This window comes from Nocardioides ginsengisegetis (assembly GCF_014138045.1).
Lineage (GTDB): Bacteria > Actinomycetota > Actinomycetes > Propionibacteriales > Nocardioidaceae > Nocardioides > Nocardioides ginsengisegetis.
In genome coordinates, this window is sequence record NZ_JACGXA010000001.1 from 746,990 (window position 1) to 764,821 (window position 17,832).

Genomic DNA, 17,832 nt, shown 5'->3' on the forward strand with positions numbered 1-17,832 from the left:
GACCGTCGTTCGTTGGGGGACCATGCGACCTTCCCGGATCCTCGCCACGGCCGTGGGCGTGCTCGCCCTTCTCCTCACCCTCCTCTCGACTGCTGCCCCCGCGACGGCGGGGAGGCTGCACCGCGAGTCGAGGTGGGCCCCCGCGGCCACCGCGCCGATCCACCCGGGCACCCAGATGTTCACCGCCGGCGCCCAGTGCACCGCCAACTTCGTCTTCACCGACGCCGTCGGTGACGTATACGTCGGCTACGCCGCGCACTGCGCCGGCAAGGGCGGCCAGACCGACACCAACGGCTGCACCACCGACTCGGTGCCGCTCGGCACCCCGGTCCGGTTCGCCAACGGTGCCACCGTCGCCACCAGCGGCACGACCGTGGGCCACGGCACCCTCGCCTACAGCTCGTGGATCACGATGCACCGCGTCCCGGGCGCCGGCGCCAACGCCTGCGCCTACAACGACCTCGCCCTGGTGAAGGTCGACGCCGCCGATGTCGGCAAGGTCAACCCGTCGGTGCCGTTCTGGGGCGGTCCGGTGGGCCTGTCGACCGGGGGCCTGCCCGCGGGGACGCAGACCTGGTCGTGGGGCCAGTCCAGCCTGCGACCCGGCGACGCGCTCTCGCCCAAGACCGGGCTGTCCCTCGGTGGGTCCGGCGGCGGTTGGAGCTGGGACGTCTACACCGCGACGCCCGGCATCCCCGGTGACTCCGGCAGCGGCTTCCTCGACGCCACCGGCCGGGCCGTCGGCGTCCTCTCCACCGTGGCGATCGCGCCGCTCGCCGGCTCCAACGGCCTCGGCGACCTCGCCAAGGAGCTGGCCTACGCCCAGGCCCACTCGGGGATCGCGGGGCTGCGACTGACGCCGGGCACCAAGCCGTTCAGCCCGCCTGCCTGACCCTCCCGAGCTGCCGGCTCCGGGACCGCTCCGGGGTCCCGGGGCCGGCACTTCCCCCGCCGGAAGTGTTAGCGGCACGTGATCAGTTTCGGGCCGAACCCTGTGTAGGTTCCTCGCCATGGGGGCCCGACGAGCGACGGCGACCGCGGTCTCGGCCGTGGTCGGGTGCGTGCTGCTCGTCGCCGTGCTGGTCACCTGGGCCGCCACGATCGGGCCCGGCGACGTGCTCACCGGCGACGGCCCGGCGACCCACCGGGTGACGGCCACGCAGTCCTCCGAGCTGGAGTCGCTCAGCGGCAGCCCGACCGCCACGGCGACCAACCCGGTGCAGCGGCACGACGTGAACCCGGTCGCCCGGACCATCGGCTCGGCGCTGCTCAGCGTCTTCCTCGTCTCGGTCGTCGCCGGCTTCGTCCTGCTCGTGGGGTTCGCCCTCAAGAGCCTGTACGACGAGTGGCAGGGCCGCCGCCGGCCCCCGGCGGACGTCCTGCAGGCCGACTTCGACGTGCTCGAGACGCCACGGCTCGTGGAGGAGGAGATCCGGCGCGACGCCGAGCGGCAGCGGGCGCTGCTCCTGGACGGCGAGCCGCGCAACGCGATCGTGGCGTGCTGGCACCGCTTCGAGGTCCAGGCCGGCGAGGTCGGGCTGCGCCGCCGGGACTGGGAGACCTCCTCGGAGTTCACCCTCCGGGTGCTCGACCTGGTGGTGGCCGGCTCCCACGACGTGGCCCGGCTGGCCGCGCTCTACCGCGAGGCGCGCTTCTCCGACCACCCCCTGCGCGAGCAGGACCGCGACGACGCGCTGCAGGCCCTGGACGCCCTGCACGCCGAGCTCCGGGCCCGTCACTCCGTGGGCGGCCGTCCGTGAACCGTCGCTGGTGGGGACGCGTGGCGATCGCCGTGACCCTGTTCGCCGTGCTCCAGGTGGTCTTCACCGTCGTCGACTTCGAGCCGCACGCGCTGCGCCTGGGGCTGCTCGTCGCGCTGTGCGTGGCCGCGGCCGGGCTGGTCCGCGACACGCTCGGCGACAGCGGCCCGGGCTGGGACGTCCGTCCGGTCCGCCCGATGGTGCCCCCGGGCGCCGACCACCGGCTGTCGTCGTACGTCCGCCTCGTCGAGGGACACCTGACCTCCGCGACCGTCGACCGCGGTCTCCAGCTCCGGCTCGCCGCGCTGTGCGACGAGCGCCTGCTGCGCCGGCACGGCCTGCGGCGCACCGACCCCGCCGCCGAGCAGCTGCTCGGCACCGACCTGCTGCGCGACCTGGCCGCGCCGCCGACCCGGCTCGCCCGGGCCCGGATCGAGGACTACCTGAGGAGAATCGAGGAGCTGTGACGGACATCAAGGTGGCCGAGACGACCCGGCTGGCGGGCGAGGTGCTCGACCGCGTCGGGACCGCCGTCGTCGGCAAGCGGGAGCCGCTGATGCTGGTGATGGCGGCGGTCCTGGCCAAGGGGCACGTCCTGCTGGAGGACTTCCCCGGCCTGGGCAAGACGCTGGCGGCCCGGTCCTTCGCGCAGGCCCTCGGGCTGGACTTCGCCCGCGCCCAGTTCACCCCCGACCTCCTGCCCGCGGACCTCACCGGCTCGTTCCTCTACGACCAGCGCGAGGGCACCTTCGACTTCCGCAAGGGGCCACTGTTCACCGGGCTGCTGCTGGCCGACGAGATCAACCGGACGCCGCCCAAGACCCAGTCCGCGCTCCTCGAGGCGATGCAGGAGCGACAGGTCACCATCGAGGGCGAGACCTTCGCGCTCCCGGCGCCCTTCCACGTCCTCGCGACCGCCAACCCGATCGAGTACGAAGGCACCTACCCGCTGCCCGAGGCACAGCTCGACCGGTTCCTGGTCCGGATCAGCTTCGGATACCCCACCAGCAACGAGGAGTACGACGTCGTGCAGCGTCGCCTCGAGCGTCGGCGCGAGGAGATCGTGCTGGAGCCGGCCACCGACGCGGCCGGCCTCCTGGCGATGCAGGAGGCCGTGGAGACGGTGCGCGTGGACGAGAGCGTCGGCCGCTACTGCGTCGAGCTCGCGACCGCCACCCGCAGCCACCCCGACGTGCTGACCGGGTCGTCCCCGCGTGGCTCGCTGGCGCTCGTGCTCATGGGACGCGCGTTCGCCGTGCTGCGCGGTCGCGACTACCTGGTGCCCGAGGACGTGAAGGCGGTCGCGACCTCCGTGCTGGCGCACCGGATCACGGTCAAGCCCGAGCTCTGGATGACCGAGGCGAGCGGCAAGCGGGTGGTCACCGAGGTGCTGCGCCAGGTGGCGACCCCCACGACCCTCGAGGGCAGTCGGCGCCCATGACCGGATGGCGGGTGAGCGCGGCCCTGAGCCGGGCCCTGTCCCTGGCGGGGATCGGCCTCGCGTCCGCGGTGCTCTTCGGGGAGCCGGCGCTGATGGTGATGACGGCGCCGTTCCTGGTGTTCGGCGCGCTCGGGCTGCTGGGGCGCCCGAGCGTGGTGCCGCGCTTCGACAGCCGGCTGGACCACAGCGTCCTGCACGAGGGACAGGGCACCCGGTCCCGGCTCACCCTCGAGGACGCCACGGAGCTGGAGAGCGTCACCCGGGTCGTGGCCGGCGTCCCCTACGTCGCCGTCCGGCCCGCCAGTGGGATGGTCGCCCGCCGCGTCGACCCCGACGAGCGCGAGCTCGCCGTCCTCGAGGTCAGCCCGCGCCGCTGGGGCCGGCGCCCGCTCGGCAACGAGCACGTCATGGTCACGAGCGCCTGGGCAGGCTTCCGGCTCGGCCCCGTCGAGGTCGTCGGCGGCCAGCTCGAGGTGCTGCCGGTCCGCGCGCCCTTCGACTCACGCGCCGAGGCGCCGCAGCCGATCGGCCTCGTCGGCGCGCACCGGAGCCGGCGGCTGGGGGACGGCAGCGAGTTCGCCGCGATCCGCCCCTTCCACGCAGGCGACCGCCTGCGCCGCATCAACTGGCGGGTCTCGCTGCGCACCGGCGACCTGCACGTCGTCACCGCCCGGGGCGAGGAGGACGCCGGCGTACTGCTGCTCCTCGACGCGCTCGCCGACCACGGGATCTCCCGCGGGGTCGACGGATCCGCAAGCAGCCTGGACGTCTCGGTCCGGGCTGCCGCGGCACTGGCCGAGCACTACGTCCGCACCGGGGACCGCGTCGGTCTGCGGGTCGTCGGCGGCACCGGGGCCTCGATCACCGCGGCCGCCGGGCGCGGTCACCTGCGCCGCATCCAGTCCCGGCTCGCCCAGCTCTACGCCGCGGAGCCGCGCGTCCTCTCCTCCGAGCGCTTCCAGCTCGGCGTCGCCCCGGGCACGGTCGTGATCGTGCTGTCCCCGATGCTCACCGACCTGATGGGCACGATCACGGGCATGCTGGTCCGCCGCGGCCTGCCCGTCCTCGTCATCGACACCCTGCCCGGCGAGCTGGCCCCGTCGGTGATCGAGGGGACCGACCCGGTGATCGCCGACCTGGCCTGGCGGATGCGGCTGCTCGAGCGCGAGGAGGTGCTCGCCCGGCTCTCCTCGATGGGCTGCCCGGTCGTGCCGTGGAGCGGACCCGGCACCCTCGACGACGTGATGCGCCGGCTGGCCCGGCGCTCCCAGCTGCCCCAGGTGCGGGCCCGATGATCGACGACGTCCGGGCGCTCCTGCGCCGCTGGTCCCTGGGCCAGTGGGCCCTGCGGGCGACGATGGCGCTGGGCCCGGTGCTGGCGCTGGCCGCGACCGGACTCGCGGGCACGGCCCCGCGGGTCCTCCTCGTGGTCATCGTCGCGGCCCTGTCGCTGACCTACGCCGGCCTGCCCGAGGGTCCGTTCGGGACCACGGCGATGGGGCTCGTCGTGGTCTGGTGGGGCTTCGGGCTCCGCGACGGGCTCCAGCCGGCCTGCCTGCTGGCCGCGGCCCTCCTGCTCGCCGCGCACGTCGCCGGCCTCCTCGTGGCCTACGGACCCGACGCGCTGCCGGTCGACCGCGGGCTGCTTCTCCTGTGGCTGCGCCGGTCGGGGCTGGCCCTGCTGCTCGCGCCGTCGCTCTACGTGCTGGCCGTGCTGGTCCGCGGCCACGAGGCGCCCGGGGTCTGGGTCGTCGGCCTCGCCGCGGCCCTGGTCGCCGTGCTCGCCGCCACCGTGGCTTTCACGGGCCAGGAATCGGACTGAAGGGAACCCACGTGTCCGACCGGATCGACCCCGAGCTCTACGCCGAGCACGTCCTGTCCTGCGTCGAGCAGGTCCCGCGCGGCCGGGTCACGACGTACGGCGCCATCGCGGAGGTCGTCGGCGCCCACCTGGGCGGCGGGGGGCCGCGCCAGGTGGGCTCGATCATGGCGTCCTACGGCGGTCCGGTGCCGTGGTGGCGCGTGGTCCGTGCTGACGGCTCGCTGCCGCCCAGCCACCACGACGAGGCGCGGCAGGCCTACCTCGAGGAGGGCACGCCGCTGCGCCCGTCGGGCAGCGTGGACATCAGGAAGGCGTTCTGGCGCCCGCCCGAGATCGGCTGAGCTCGGCTCAGATCACCGGCTGGACCTCGTAGATGCCTGCCGGTCGGATTGAACGATCTGAGCCCCCCCGGGGCACCCGCGGCACCCGGGCTGCGCGGACCTCAGCTGCGCGAACGGGTCAGCTCGGCCAGGCGGGCCAGGGCTGCCGGGAAGATGTCGGCCGGGGGAGTGACCAGGCCGGCGCCGACCTGACCGACGCCGGCGACGCGGCCGGCCATGCCGGTGTTGATCTGGGGCAGGATCCCGGTGCGGCAGACGCGGGTGACGTCGATGCCGCTGGGCACGCCCTGGAACTCCAGCACCGGCACGGTCCAGCGGGGGTTCTCGCCGAGCGTGATCTCGTGCATCCGGCGGGTCGTGGCCAGCGCGTCGGGGACCGAGCCGCCGACCAGCCGCACGATCGCGGGGGCGGTGGCCATCGCGAAGCCGCCGATGCCGGCGGTCTCGGTGATGGCCGAGTCGCCGATGTCGGGGTTGGCGTCGTCCGGGCCGTAGTCGCCGAGGTAGAGACCCTCGGCCACCTGCGCCGGGCCGGTGAACCACTCGTCGCCGGTGCCGGCGACCTGGATGCCGAAGTCGGTGCCGTTCCGGGCCATCGCGACGACCATCGTGGAGCCCTCGATGCCCCGGGCGGCGTCGAGCGCCAGCTTGCAGGCGGGCATCGCGAGGTTGAGGAAGAAGTGGTCGTTGCCGCCGACGAAGCGCAGCGACTCGGCCACGTCGGCGCTGTCCATGCCGCTGCTCACCATCGCCGGGGCGAGGTCGCGCAGCAGCATCAGGGTGCCGGCGCGGTTGCGGTTGTGGGCCTCGTCGCCCATCTGCAGCATCTGCGTCAGGATGCCGGTGACGTCGACCGGCCCGGTGCCGCGGACCGCGCGCTGGAGCAGCGGCCCGAGGACCTCGCGCATCCAGCGGAGCCGGGTCAGCACCTCGGGGGAGTAGGCGCCGTAGCGCAGCACCTTGCCGAGGCCCTCGTTGAGCGAACAGTGCGTGCGGCGGCCGGTCGCGGGGTCCTCGAGGACGAACATCCACATGCTCGGAGTCACGACGCCGGCCATCGGGCCCACGGCCGCGTGGTGGTGGCACGGGTCGAGGCTGACGCCGTCGCCGGTCTCGAAGAGGCGTACGGCGTCCTCCGGGTCGTCGACGAGCCCCTCGAGAGCGGCGCCGCCCATGAGCGCGCCGCGGAGCGGGCCGGACGCGCGGGCCCACTCGATCGGCGGGCCGGCGTGCAGGAACTGGCCGCGCTCGAGGCCGAGCACCTCCGAGGCGGGGGCGACGTCGACCAGCATCGCGGAGACGTCGAGCATCGCGGCCAGGGCACGGGCGTTGGCGTCGCGGCGGAGCGGGTCGGCCGCGACCGTGGCGAGGTCGGACTCGGTGCCGGTCATCGGCGGGCGCCAGTCGACGCGCGTCACGTCGACGGCCTGGGCCGCGACGGCGTCGGCGAAGAGGTCGGCGCCGGCGGAGATGACGTGGGTGGGCGTGGTGGTCATGCGGAGGCTCCCTGGCTGGGCTGCACGGACTGGACGAGCTCGATGGCGCGGCGGGTCGCACGGGCGTTGGACATGTGCACCTCGGCACCCGCGCCGACCAGCGCGCGGACCTGCGTCTCGAGGCCCTGCGGATCGCCGTCGGTGCCGATGACGGCGACCACGAGCGGCTTGTCGATCGCGGCGAGGACGGGCGCCAGGACGGTGCCCGGGTCGGGCTCGGCACCGTGGCCGAGGACGACGTCGAGCAGGATCACCGCGGTGTCGGGGTCGGCGGCGGCCCTGGCGAGGTGGTCGAGGCGCAGCGTCGGGTCGATCATCGGGTGCGCGCGCCCGGCGGTGTAGGCGTCGTCGCCGAAGTCCACGAACGTGTGGCCGGCGTCGGTGCCCAGCGCGGCCGCCGCGAGCAGCTTGGCCTCGCTGGCGAGGGTGCCGCCGACGAACAGGCCGCGCAGGAGCGTGCCGCCGGTCGGGGCAGCTGCCTCGCCGCAGACCGGCCAGGTCGGGACCTCGCGGCCCATCCGGGTCAGGACGGCCTCGGCGGCCTCGGTGAGGTCGGGCTGGCCGGCGCCGAGGAGCGCGAAGGACACCGGCGTGGCCAGCGTGTCGGCGTACGCCCGGATCTCGGCGGCGACGTCGTCGGCCGGCGGCTTGGACACCACCACGATCAGCTCGACGGCGGGGTCGGCGTCGAGGCGGCGCATGGCCTCGCGGGTGGCGAGGCCGCGGACCTCGGAGGACAGGTCGCGCCCGCCGACGCCGAGCGCCGACGTGACGCCGACGCCGGCGTGGTCGAGCAGGGCGAGCAGCTGCTGGCAGCCGGTGCCGGAGGCCGCGACGATGCCGACCGGGCCGGGGTCGACGGCGTTCGCGAAGCCCAGGCCGAGGCCACCGACGACGGCCGTGCCGCAGTCGGGTCCCATGACCAGCAGCCCGCGCTCGGCGGCCGTCCGCTTGAGGGCGAGCTCGTCCTCGACCGACACGTTGTCGCTGAACACCATCACGTCGCGGCCGGCGTCGAGCGCGTCCATCGCCTCGACCAGGGCGCTGGCGCCGGGCACCGAGACCAGGACGATCGCGTCGCCGGTGTCCCGGGCGGCCGTGGCGGTGGTGCGGTGCGGAGCCACCTCGGCGGTGCTGTCCGAGCGGCGGTTGGCGTCGGCCAGGGCCCGGTCGACGCCCGCCAGGGCCGCCTCGAGGGAGCCGCCCTCGGCCAGCCTGATCGCCACGACCATGTCGTTGGCGGTGGCGGTCGGGGGGACCTCGAAGCCCATCTCGGTCAGCACCTCGATGTTGAGGCCGGTCGCCATCGCGACCTGGGCGGCGGCGACGCCGTCGACGCCCTGGACGGCGCGGCTGACCTGCAGCAGGGTGACCGAGTCGGCGTAGGCGCCGCTGCGCAGCTCCACGTGGCTGGTGCTGGCGCTGGTGTCGGGGCGGCTCATGCCGCCACCTCCTTCGGGTGGGTCGAGATCGGGGGACGGGGCAGGCTGGCCAGCGCCAGGCGGGCGCCGTACAGAAGGGCGGCGCCGGAGCTGTGCCCGACGGACTCGAGGACGGCCGCCCGGTCGGCCTCGGCGGGGGTGCCGAGCGCCGCGAGCCACGCCGAGAACTGCGGGAGCACCTCGCCGTGGAGGGCGCAGTCGAGCAGGGTCGCGGAGAGCAGGGTGGTGGCGGGCAGGAGCGCGCGGACGGCCTCGTCGACCTCGGGGGTCGGCTCGCCGGTGGCCCGGTGGGCGGCCAGCCACCCGCAGAGCAGGTCGTCGCCGGAGGGGGTCAGGCCGTCGCCGCGGCCGACGAGGTGTGCGACGTCGTCGAGCCCGAGCGGGCGCCCGACCAGGCCCAGGGGTGCGACGAGCCCGACCACCGTGGTCGGGGGGATGACCTGGGTGATCGGGCTCGCCGTGGTGCCGGAGGCCCGAGGATCGAGCCGCGGTGCGGAGACACGGAGCACCCGACCGACCACCAGCGGCGTGCCGTCGAGGTGGAGGACCCCTGCTCGAACGTACGCCGAGCGTCCGGCGACCGCTCCGAGATCGGCATTTCTTGACCTGAGCGCGCAGGGCACCGCCGAGGCGGCCGCGGAGACCACCCCGAGGCACCAGCCGTCGAGGTCGACGTAGACGGCGTCGCGGCCCCGGTGGACGACCCGGACGGGGCCGTCGGGGGCGGCCCGCAGCCGGTCCCGGACGCGCGGCGGGGCGCTCACGGGGAGGCTGGCCGGCAGGCCGGGGGAGGGGCTCACCGAGTCGACGCTAGTGGGGAGGATTACCGTTTGCCGATGTGAGGTTGTGCCAACGATCGGCCGGACAGGGTGCACATGTTGATAAGCGGTAGCCCGAGCAACGACCGCGACGCTGCGAGCGCCGCGCTGGCGCGCGTCGACGCCCTCCACACCGGGCTGACCCAGATCGTCCTCGAGGGCGGCAACCTCGACGGGATCGCCGCCGAGGTGGCCCGCGTGCTCGACGTCGGGGTGCTGTTCACCTCCAGCGACGGGCGGGTCCGCGCGCAGGCGATCCGCGAGGACCTGCAGGCCCTGCTCGAGGAGCACCACCTCGTCGACCCCACCGGCCGGATCCGGGTCGAGCGGGTCGGCAACGACGGCGTCCCGATGGGCCCCGGCGAGGTGCTCGGCCTCCGCGTCGCCGCCGGCGGCACCGACCTGGCCCGCCTCGTGTGCGTCCGCTCGACCGAGAAGATCTCCAGCGACGACGTGCACGCCCTCGAGCGCGCCGCCGCCGTGGCCGCCCTCCTGCTCACCCGCGAGGAGGCCGTGACCGCGGTCGAGAACAAGTACCAGGGCGACTTCCTGCGCGACCTGTTCCTGCGCCGGGCCGGCGACGAGCAGTACGTCGCCGAGCACGCCGACACCTTCGGCTGGGACCTGCGCCGGCCGGTCGTGGTCGTGGCGGCCGAGATCGACCCGCCGACCGGCGAGGACGCCGCGGCCTCGCGGGTGCAGCGGCGCCAGTGGCAGGAGCGCTTCTCCGCGGCCTGGCGCCAGGTCAGCCGCAACCTCGACACCGGCATCCCGACCGTCGACTTCTCCTCCGAGGTCGTCACCCTGCTGCCGCTGGCGGAGGGGGACGACGACCCGGTCCCGGGCCACGACGTCGTACGCCGTGCGGTGACCGCGGTCTCCGGCGACAAGGGCGGCGGCCGCCGGCCGTTCTCCGTCGGGGTGAGCCGGGTCGCCCACTCGCTCGACGAGCTCCCCGACGCCTACGGCCAGGCCCGTCGGGCCGTCGACGTGGGGCGCCGGGTCAACGGGCCTGCGTCCACGACCTTCTTCGACCAGCTCGGCCTGCACCGCCTCATCGCGCTGGTGCCCGACCACGCCGAGCTGAAGTCCTTCACCAAGGACGTGCTGGGGCCGCTGTCCGAGCAGACCACGGAGGCCGCGGACCTCCGCGAGACCCTGCAGGTCCTGCTCGACACCAACTTCAACGTGGCCGAGGCCGCGCGCCTGCAGTTCTTCCACTACAACACGATGCGCTACCGGGTCTCCAAGCTCGAGCGGCTGCTCGGGCCGCTGTCCGCCGACCAGCACCTGCGCCTGGACGTGGCCGTGGCACTGCGCGTGCTGGAGATCACCGGCTGAGGTCGCGGGGCGTGGCCCCCCTGGTCCGCCAAGCCCGGCCAGCACCTTTCCGCCCGCGTGACGCGCGGGCGAGGCCGATCCGGTCCCGTGCCGCGCCGACAACACCTGCCAGCGGCACCGGTGTTCCTTCGGCATCTGTCGCCGTCGAGGGTGTGTCATGGCTCTCATAAGTTGAGGGCCTCGGGGCCACCCCAGCGTTCAGCGAGGAGAAAACGTCAATGTCAACGATGTTCAAGTGGGACGTGGTCCACCCGGCCCCCGGTGAGCCGGTCGGACCGCGTCAGCGGCTCAGCTGGGGCCGCACCGCCGGCCTCGGCGCCCAGCACGTGGTCGCCATGTTCGGCGCCACGTTCGTCTTCCCGTTGGTGATGGGGCTCGACCCCAACCTCGCCATCATGTTCTCGGGCATCTGCACCATCCTGTTCCTGCTCATCTGCAACAACCGGGTGCCGAGCTACCTCGGCACCAGCGCGTCGTTCGTGGCCAGCGTGGCGGCGATCCGCACCTCCAACCCCGCGGGTGACTCCGCCGACGTCACCGGCGCGATCATGGTCGCCGGCATCGTGCTGCTGCTGGTGGGCGTGCTCGTGCACTTCGCCGGGGCCGGCCTGATCCACAAGATCCTGCCGCCCGCCGTGACCGGTGCCGTGGTCATGCTGATCGGCTTCAACCTGGCGCCGGTCGTGGCCCAGATCTACTGGCCCCAGGACCAGTGGGTCGCGCTGCTCACCGCCACGTTCATGGTGTGCGCCGCGGTCCTCTTCCCGGGCTTCTGGTCGCGGATCGCGGTCTTCCTGGCCCTGATCTTCGGCTACCTCGTGTCGTGGCTCTTCGACGGCATCTTCGGCCAGATCACCTCGGTGCTCCCGACCGGTCCCGACGCCGTGTCGCACGACCGCGTCAGCTGGGCCGGCGTGAAGGCTGCCGACTGGATCGGCTTCCCCAGCGGCACCCTGTCCGACGGCGTCTCCGTCGTGCACGGCCCCAGCTTCTCCCTGACCTTCATCCTGCTCGTGCTGCCCGGTGTCATCGCCCTCATCGCGGAGAACACCGGCCACGTCAAGGCGGTCGCGGAGATGACCGGCGAGGACCTCGACCCCTACGTGGGCCGCGCGATCGGTGCCGACGGCCTGGCCACCGCGCTCGCCAGCGCGTTCGGCGGCTCGCCGACCACGACGTACGCCGAGAACATCGGCGTCATGGGTGCCACCAAGGTCTACTCGACCGCTGCCTACTACGTGGCCGCCGCGGTCGCGATCCTGCTCGGCCTGTGCCCCAAGTTCGGCCAGATCGTCAGCGCCACCCCCGGTGGTGTGCTCGGCGGCATCACGGTCGTGCTCTACGGCATGATCGGCCTCGTCGGCGCCAAGATCTGGGTCGAGAACCGGGTCGACTTCGGCAACCCGGTCAACCTCGTGGGTCTCGCCGCGGGCATCATCGCCGGCATCGGCGGCGTCACGCTGAAGTTCACCGACAACTTCTCGCTCAGCGGCATCGCCCTCGGCACGATCCTGGTGATCCTCTACTTCCACCTGGTCAACCGGGGCACGCACGGCACCAACGTGATCACCGTCGGTGACCACCCCGTGCACCAGCCCACCGAACACAAGCACTGACCCGCACCACCAAGCACTGAGGAAGTTGTGAAACCAGCACCGTTCGACTACCACCGCCCGGGGACCCTCGCCGAAGCACTCGAGAGCCTGGCCGGCCGGCCGAACGCCAAGGTGCTGGCCGGAGGCCAGAGCCTGGTCCCGTTGCTGTCGATGCGGCTCGCGGCCCCCGCGATGCTCGTCGACATCAACGGGCTCCCGGGCCTGGCCGACATCACCGTCGACGGGTCGGGCGTGCGCATCGGCGCGCTCGCCCGGCACGCCGACGTCCTCGCCTCGCCCGACGTACGCCGGGTCCAGCCGCTCGTCTCGCTGGCCCTGGCCAACGTCGCCCACGCGACCATCCGCAACCGCGGCACCACCGTCGGCTCGATCGTCCACGCCGACGCGGCCGCCGAGATGCCCGTCGTGCTGAGCCTCCTCGGCGGCTCGGTCGACGTGGCCTCGGTCCGCGGCACCCGCACCATCCCCGCCGACGAGCTGTACGTCGGCCCGCTGGAGTCCTCCCTCGCCCACGACGAGATCGCGACCTCGGCCTTCTTCCCTGCGCTGGCGCCCGGTGCCGGGGTGGCCTTCGAGGAGATCGCCCGCCGCCACGGCGACTACGCCCTGTGCGGCGTGGCCGCGCTGGTCGACGGCGACTCGGTGCGGGTCGGCTACGTCTCCGTCGCCGACGTCCCGACCGTGGTCGACCTGACCGGCGTCCCGCTCGAGCAGATGGGGGAGGCCGCGCTCGCGCACCTCGACCCCGCCGACGACATCCACGCGACCGCGGCCTACCGCGCCCAGCTGGTCCGCGTGCTCACCACCCGCGTCGTCCGCGCCGCGAAGGAGAACCAGTCATGACCGAGCAGCTCCACGACGTACGCCTCGTCATCAACGGCACCACCCACGACGTGCAGGTGCCGGCGCGGCGCCTGCTGTCCGACGCGATCCGGCACGACTGCGGCCTGACCGGCACCCACGTCGGCTGCGAGCACGGCGTCTGCGGCGCCTGCACCGTCCTGGTCGACGGGCGTCCGACCCGCTCCTGCCTGATGTTCGCCGTCTCGGCGGTCGACACCGAGATCACCACCGTCGAGGGGCTCACCGAGGCGGACGGCTCGCTCAGCCCCGTGCAGCAGGCCTTCTCGGACTGCCACGGCCTGCAGTGCGGCTTCTGCACGCCGGGCTTCCTGACCACGATCACCGCCGGGCTGCGCGAGAACCCCACGCCCACGCACGAGGAGTGCCGCGACATGATCGCCGGCAACCTGTGCCGCTGCACCGGCTACCAGAACATCGTCAAGGCCGTCGAGCGCGCCGCCGAGATCCAGGCGGAGCTGAGCCGATGACCACCAAGCTGATGGGCCAGGGCGTCAAGCGGGTCGAGGACCAGCGCTTCCTGCGCGGCCACGGCCGTTACGTCGACGACATCGGGGTCGACTCCAGCGAGGAGCTCCTGCACGCCGCGGTGCTGCGCTCGCCCCACGCGCACGCCCGGATCGTCGACATCGACGTCGACGAGGTGCTCGACATCGACGGTGTGCACGCGGTGTGGACCTGGGACGACCTGACCGGCCCGATGGCCGAGCCTCTGCCGCTGCTGATCCCGCACCCGGCCCTGACCCACGGCCGCACGCAGTACGCCCTGGCCCGCGGCGAGGTCAACCACGTCGGCGAGGCGATCGCCTTCGTCGTCGCCGAGGACCGCTACGTCGCCGAGGACGCGGTCGGCCGGATCAAGGTCACCTACGAGCTGCTGCCGCCCGTCGTCGGCATCGACAACGCGCGCGCCGCCACCCACCTCGTGCACGACGACGTGCCCGGCAACGTCGGCGCCCGGCTCGAGCAGAACGTCGGCGACGCCCCCGCGGCGATCGCGAAGGCGCCGCACCGCCTCGAGCTGGACCTCACCATCGAACGCAGCGCCTGCATGCCCATGGAGGGCCGCGGCACCGTGGCCCGCTGGGACGCCGACATCAACCGGCTCCAGGTGTGGACCTCCACGCAGACCTCGACCGGCGTCCGCGCCGCCGTCGCGGTCAAGCTCGGGCTCGACCTCGGCCAGGTCGACGTGATCACGCCCGACGTGGGCGGCGGCTTCGGCGTCAAGATCAACCACCCGTGGCCCGAGGAGCTGCTCGTCCCGCTGGCCGCCCGCACCTTGGGCCGCACGGTGAAGTTCACCGAGGACCGCCGCGAGCACTTCATCTCCTCGGCCCACGAGCGGGCCCAGACCCACCACATCGAGGTCGGCTTCGACGACGACGGGCGGCTCCTGGGCCTGGACGTCGAGTTCTGGCACGACCACGGCGCCTACACGCCCTACGGCCTGATCGTCCCGATCATCACCTCGACCCAGCTGCTGGGGCCCTACAAGCCGCAGAACTACCGGGTCGTCTTCGAGTCGCTCTACACCAACACCGTCATCGTGACGCCCTACCGGGGCGCCGGCCGCCCGCAGGGCTGCTACGCGATGGAGCGGACGATGGACGCCATCGCCGACTACCTCGGCAAGGACCGCACCGAGGTGCGGTCGGTGAACTTCATCCAGCCCGACGAGTTCCCCTACGACCAGGGGATGATCTTCCAGGACGGCCGCGAGCTGGAGTACGACTCCGGCGACTACCCGGCCTCGCTGGAGAAGATCAAGGCGCTCGTCGGCTGGGACGACTTCCCGGCGTTCAAGAAGGCGATGGCCGCGCAGGGCCGCAAGGTCGGCATCGGCCTGGCCTGCTACGTAGAGGGCACCGGCGTCGGCCCCTACGAGGGCGCGCACGTGCACATCGAGACCTCCGGCAAGGTCAAGGTCGCGACCGGCCTGACCACACAGGGCCAGGGGCACGCCACCGTCTTCGCCCAGCTCGTCGCCGACGAGCTCGGCTGCCGCTTCGAGGACGTCGAGGTCGTCACCGGCGACACCCGCCGGATGCCCTACGCCGTCGGCACGTTCGCCTCGCGCGCCGCGGTGATGAGCGGGTCCGCGATCCACCTCGCGGCCAAGCGGGCGAAGGAGAAGGTCCTCAAGATCGCCGCCGACGCGCTCGAGGCCGACCCGGCCGACCTGCAGATCGTCGACGGGGTCGTCTCCGTCAAGGGCTCACCCGGGACGTCGATCGACCTCGGCACCGTGTCGGTGCTGTCCAACCCGCTGCGCTACGCCTTCGACGAGGCGTCCAAGGCGGCCACCCAGTTCTCCGTCGGCGACCCGGGCAAGCCGCCGGTCGCCGAGGACGACGAGCCGGGCCTGGAGGGCAAGGACTTCTACTCGCCCGAGCGCGCGACGTTCGCCTCCGGCATGCACGCCGTCATCGTCGAGACCGACCCGCTGACCGCCGAGATCACGATCCTCAAGTACGCCGTCGTCCACGACTGCGGCCACCTGATCAACCCGATGATCGTCGAGGGCCAGATCCACGGCGGCGTCGCGCAGGGCGTCGGCGGCGCGCTCTACGAGCGGATGGCCTACGACGAGTCCGGGCAGCTGCTCAACGCCTCGTTCATGGACTTCCTGATGCCCTACGTCACCGAGATCCCCGACGGCATCGACATCGACCACCTCGAGACCCCCTCGCCGCTCAACCCGCTCGGCATCAAGGGCGCGGGGGAGGCCGGCGTGATCCCGTCGGCCGCCGTCTTCGCGTCCGCGATCGAGGACGCTGAGGGCTTCCCGATCACCGCGATGCCGATCTCGCCGTCCGAGCTGTTCACCCTCCGCCAGACCCATCTCAAGGACCCCTCATGAAGATCGCCGGCGCCAACACGCTCCCGTTCCCCGTCGCCCAGGTCTGGGACTCGATCCTCGACCCGCGCGTCCTCGTCGCCACGATCCCCGGCTGCGAGCGGCTCGAGACCACCGGCGACCACGCCTACGCCATGACGGTCACCGCCGGCGTGGCCGCGATCAAGGGCACGTACGCCGGCTCCTGCGCGCTGTCGGACCTGCACGAGCACGAGTCGCTCGTGATGCACCTGCAGGGCGCCGGCGCACCGGGCACCATCGACGCGACGGTCGACGTACGCTTCAGCGAGCTCGAGCCGGGGGTCACCCAGATCGCCTACGAGGCGGACGCCGTCGTCGGCGGCATGGTCGGCGGCGTCGGCCAGCGGATGCTGACCAGCGTCTCCAAGCGGATGGCCGGGGAGTTCTTCGGCAACGTCGGCAAGGAGATCGCCTCGCCCGGCGCGACCGTCGCCGCCCCCGTGGAGACCACCACCGCGGCCTCCGGAGCGCCCGTCTTCACCGCGCCCGCCAAGGCCGCCGGAGCCGGGATCTCCTCCCAGGACGACTTCGTCAAGGGCATCGTCGTCGGTGCCGGCCTGGTGCTGCTCGGCGTCGTCGTCGGCGGGATCTTCGGGCGGCGGCGTCCCTGATGGACACCGTCTCGGTCGACTCGACCGCCCGCGAGATGGTCGCGGCGGTCCGGTCGCGGGAGATCTCGGCCCGCGAGCTGCTCGACCTGCACCTGGCCCGGATCGCCGAGCGCAACCCCGAGCTCAACGCGATCGTCAGCCTCGACGAGGAGCGGGCCCGGGAGGGTGCCGCGGCCGCCGACGAGCACCTGGCCTCGGGCGCCGAGGTCGGGCCGCTGCACGGCCTGCCGTTCGCCTTCAAGGACACCCACGCGGTCGCCGGGTGGCGCACCACCTACGGCTCACCGCTGTACGCCGACCACGTCCCGGACAGCGACGAGCTGATCGTCGAGCGGGTCCGGCGCGCGGGCGTGGTCGTGATCGGCAAGACCAACGTGCCGGAGTTCGCCGCCGGGTCGCACACCTTCAACACCGTCTTCGGCACCACCCGCAACCCGGTCGACCCGTCGCGCTCCGCGGGCGGGTCCTCGGGCGGCGCCGCGTGCGCCCTCGCCGCCGGCATGGTGCCGCTGGCCGACGGCTCCGACATGGGCGGGTCGCTGCGCAATCCGGCCTCCTTCTGCGGTGTGGTCGGGCTGCGCCCCTCGCTCGGCCGGGTGCCGGAGTGGCCGCTCTACAACCAGTTCGAGACCACCTCGGTCGGCGGCCCGATGGCCCGCAACGTCGGGGACCTCGCGCTCCTGCTGTCCGTCCAGGCCGGCCCCGACCCCCGCACCCCGCAGGCGCTCGGCCAGCCCGGGTCGTCCTTCGCTCCGCCCCTCACGGGCACGCTGGACGGTCTCCGCGTCGCGCTGTCGGCCGACCTCGGCGGTGCCTTCGACGTCGACGACGCGGTCGCGTCCGTGGTCGCCGGGTCCGCCGCCGTCTTCGCGGCCGGTGGCGCCGTCGTCACCGAGGCCCACCCCGACCTCGCGGTCGCCGACGACACCTTCCGCACCCTGCGCGCCTGGCACCTGCAGGCCAAGCTCGGCCCGTTGCTGCGCGAGCACCCCGACTCCTTCAAGCAGTCGCTGGCCGACAACATCCGGCTGGGGGAGTCCCTGACCGGCGCCGACGTGGCCCGCGCCTACACCCAGCGGACCGCGCTGGCCGAGACGATGCGCCGCTTCTTCGAGCAGTACGACGTGCTGGTGCTGCCCGTCTCGCAGGTGCCGCCGTTCCCGGCCGACCAGGAGTTCCCGCACGCCATCAACGGGCGGCCGATGGCGACCTACCTGGACTGGATGCGCTCGGCCTACCTCATCACCGTGACGGGCTGCCCGGCGCTCGCCCTGCCCGCCGGACGGACACCGGACGGCCTGCCCGTCGGCATCCAGGTCGTGGCGCCGCACGGCCAGGAGCGACGGCTGCTCGAGGTGGCTTCGGCATTCGAGGCCGCGCACTGACCTCGTCCCACTAGATT

The 17,832-nt window shown here is 73.4% G+C and carries 17 protein-coding genes; 14 read left to right on the plus strand and 3 right to left on the minus strand.

All coding sequences use genetic code 11. The annotated features are described in order from the left end of the window. Positions 1-22 precede the first annotated feature (22 nt). From FB382_RS03520 to FB382_RS03550, 7 genes are all read left to right on the plus strand, one after another. Positions 23-892, plus strand: a complete 870-nt coding sequence (locus tag FB382_RS03520; protein ID WP_220481249.1) for a hypothetical protein — start codon at positions 23-25, stop codon at positions 890-892. Between the two features lie 118 nt (positions 893-1,010). Then, a complete protein-coding gene (locus FB382_RS03525) occupies positions 1,011-1,760 on the plus strand; it encodes a DUF4129 domain-containing protein (RefSeq protein WP_182536851.1) in 750 nt (249 codons plus the stop codon). Then, positions 1,757-2,227: a hypothetical protein gene (locus tag FB382_RS03530; protein WP_182536853.1), complete on the plus strand. Its 471-nt coding sequence runs from the start codon at positions 1,757-1,759 to the stop codon at positions 2,225-2,227. Before FB382_RS03525 ends, FB382_RS03530 begins: the two co-directional genes overlap by 4 nt. Beyond that, a complete protein-coding gene (locus tag FB382_RS03535; RefSeq protein ID WP_343055472.1) occupies positions 2,224-3,201 on the plus strand; it encodes an AAA family ATPase in 978 nt (325 codons plus the stop codon). The genes FB382_RS03530 and FB382_RS03535 overlap by 4 nt, the downstream gene beginning before the upstream one ends. An 11-nt stretch (positions 3,202-3,212) precedes the next feature. After that, complete coding sequence (locus tag FB382_RS03540) at positions 3,213-4,496, plus strand: DUF58 domain-containing protein (protein ID WP_182536855.1); 1,284 nt, start codon at positions 3,213-3,215, stop codon at positions 4,494-4,496. Continuing rightward, complete coding sequence (locus tag FB382_RS03545) at positions 4,493-5,023, plus strand: hypothetical protein (RefSeq protein WP_182536857.1); 531 nt, start codon at positions 4,493-4,495, stop codon at positions 5,021-5,023. Before FB382_RS03540 ends, FB382_RS03545 begins: the two co-directional genes overlap by 4 nt. An 11-nt stretch (positions 5,024-5,034) precedes the next feature. Next, the gene (locus tag FB382_RS03550; RefSeq protein ID WP_182536859.1) at positions 5,035-5,364 is read left to right on the plus strand and encodes an MGMT family protein; all 330 of its coding nucleotides are present in this window, start codon (positions 5,035-5,037) and stop codon (positions 5,362-5,364) included. A 101-nt stretch (positions 5,365-5,465) separates the two neighbouring features. Here the strand turns inward: FB382_RS03550 and FB382_RS03555 are convergent, their stop codons facing one another. Genes FB382_RS03555 through FB382_RS03565 form a run of 3 tightly spaced genes read right to left on the minus strand, consistent with a single transcriptional unit; the run spans position 5,466 to position 9,102 of the window. Continuing rightward, positions 5,466-6,860 (minus strand): YlbE family protein, encoded by a 1,395-nt coding sequence (locus FB382_RS03555; protein ID WP_182536861.1) that lies wholly within the window; start codon positions 6,858-6,860, stop codon positions 5,466-5,468. After that, the gene (locus tag FB382_RS03560) at positions 6,857-8,302 is read right to left on the minus strand and encodes an AllF/FdrA family protein (protein ID WP_182536863.1); all 1,446 of its coding nucleotides are present in this window, start codon (positions 8,300-8,302) and stop codon (positions 6,857-6,859) included. Before FB382_RS03560 ends, FB382_RS03555 begins: the two co-directional genes overlap by 4 nt. Continuing rightward, positions 8,299-9,102, minus strand: a complete 804-nt coding sequence (locus FB382_RS03565; protein ID WP_220481250.1) for an oxamate carbamoyltransferase subunit AllH family protein — start codon at positions 9,100-9,102, stop codon at positions 8,299-8,301. Before FB382_RS03565 ends, FB382_RS03560 begins: the two co-directional genes overlap by 4 nt. 75 nt (positions 9,103-9,177) lie before the next feature. Between FB382_RS03565 and FB382_RS03570 the strand changes: the two genes are divergently transcribed. From FB382_RS03570 to FB382_RS03600, 7 genes are all read left to right on the plus strand, one after another. Beyond that, positions 9,178-10,461, plus strand: a complete 1,284-nt coding sequence (locus FB382_RS03570; protein ID WP_182536867.1) for a PucR family transcriptional regulator — start codon at positions 9,178-9,180, stop codon at positions 10,459-10,461. A gap of 227 nt (positions 10,462-10,688) precedes the next feature. Beyond that, positions 10,689-12,077, plus strand: coding sequence for a uracil-xanthine permease family protein (locus tag FB382_RS03575; RefSeq protein WP_182541332.1), 1,389 nt, complete (start codon positions 10,689-10,691; stop codon positions 12,075-12,077). Between the two features lie 27 nt (positions 12,078-12,104). Beyond that, positions 12,105-12,920 (plus strand): FAD binding domain-containing protein, encoded by an 816-nt coding sequence (locus FB382_RS22755; RefSeq protein ID WP_182536871.1) that lies wholly within the window; start codon positions 12,105-12,107, stop codon positions 12,918-12,920. Further along, entirely contained in the window at positions 12,917-13,408 is a 492-nt protein-coding gene (locus FB382_RS03585) for a (2Fe-2S)-binding protein (RefSeq protein WP_182536873.1), read from the plus strand. The genes FB382_RS22755 and FB382_RS03585 overlap by 4 nt, the downstream gene beginning before the upstream one ends. Next, entirely contained in the window at positions 13,405-15,801 is a 2,397-nt protein-coding gene (gene cutA, locus FB382_RS03590; protein WP_182536875.1) for an aerobic carbon-monoxide dehydrogenase large subunit, read from the plus strand. Before FB382_RS03585 ends, cutA begins: the two co-directional genes overlap by 4 nt. Continuing rightward, positions 15,798-16,430, plus strand: coding sequence for an SRPBCC family protein (locus tag FB382_RS03595; RefSeq protein ID WP_182536877.1), 633 nt, complete (start codon positions 15,798-15,800; stop codon positions 16,428-16,430). Before cutA ends, FB382_RS03595 begins: the two co-directional genes overlap by 4 nt. Continuing rightward, positions 16,430-17,815: an amidase gene (locus FB382_RS03600; RefSeq protein ID WP_182536879.1), complete on the plus strand. Its 1,386-nt coding sequence runs from the start codon at positions 16,430-16,432 to the stop codon at positions 17,813-17,815. The genes FB382_RS03595 and FB382_RS03600 overlap by 1 nt, the downstream gene beginning before the upstream one ends. The last annotated feature ends 17 nt before the right edge of the window (positions 17,816-17,832 follow it).

What these genes read in the sequence shown, in the direction of transcription:
- FB382_RS03600 (WP_182536879.1), top strand. Translation starts at nt 16,430, where the DNA reads ATGGACACCGTCTCGGTCGACTCGACCGCCCGCGAGATGGTCGCGGCG.
- FB382_RS03570 (WP_182536867.1), top strand. Translation starts at nt 9,178, where the DNA reads ATGTTGATAAGCGGTAGCCCGAGCAACGACCGCGACGCTGCGAGCGCC.
- FB382_RS03585 (WP_182536873.1), top strand. Translation starts at nt 12,917, where the DNA reads ATGACCGAGCAGCTCCACGACGTACGCCTCGTCATCAACGGCACCACC.
- FB382_RS03520 (WP_220481249.1), top strand. Translation starts at nt 23, where the DNA reads ATGCGACCTTCCCGGATCCTCGCCACGGCCGTGGGCGTGCTCGCCCTT.
- FB382_RS03595 (WP_182536877.1), top strand. Translation starts at nt 15,798, where the DNA reads ATGAAGATCGCCGGCGCCAACACGCTCCCGTTCCCCGTCGCCCAGGTC.
- FB382_RS03525 (WP_182536851.1), top strand. Translation starts at nt 1,011, where the DNA reads ATGGGGGCCCGACGAGCGACGGCGACCGCGGTCTCGGCCGTGGTCGGG.
- FB382_RS03545 (WP_182536857.1), top strand. Translation starts at nt 4,493, where the DNA reads ATGATCGACGACGTCCGGGCGCTCCTGCGCCGCTGGTCCCTGGGCCAG.
- FB382_RS03575 (WP_182541332.1), top strand. Translation starts at nt 10,689, where the DNA reads ATGTTCAAGTGGGACGTGGTCCACCCGGCCCCCGGTGAGCCGGTCGGA.
- FB382_RS03555 (WP_182536861.1), bottom strand. Translation starts at nt 6,860, where the DNA reads ATGACCACCACGCCCACCCACGTCATCTCCGCCGGCGCCGACCTCTTC.
- cutA (WP_182536875.1), top strand. Translation starts at nt 13,405, where the DNA reads ATGACCACCAAGCTGATGGGCCAGGGCGTCAAGCGGGTCGAGGACCAG.
- FB382_RS03560 (WP_182536863.1), bottom strand. Translation starts at nt 8,302, where the DNA reads ATGAGCCGCCCCGACACCAGCGCCAGCACCAGCCACGTGGAGCTGCGC.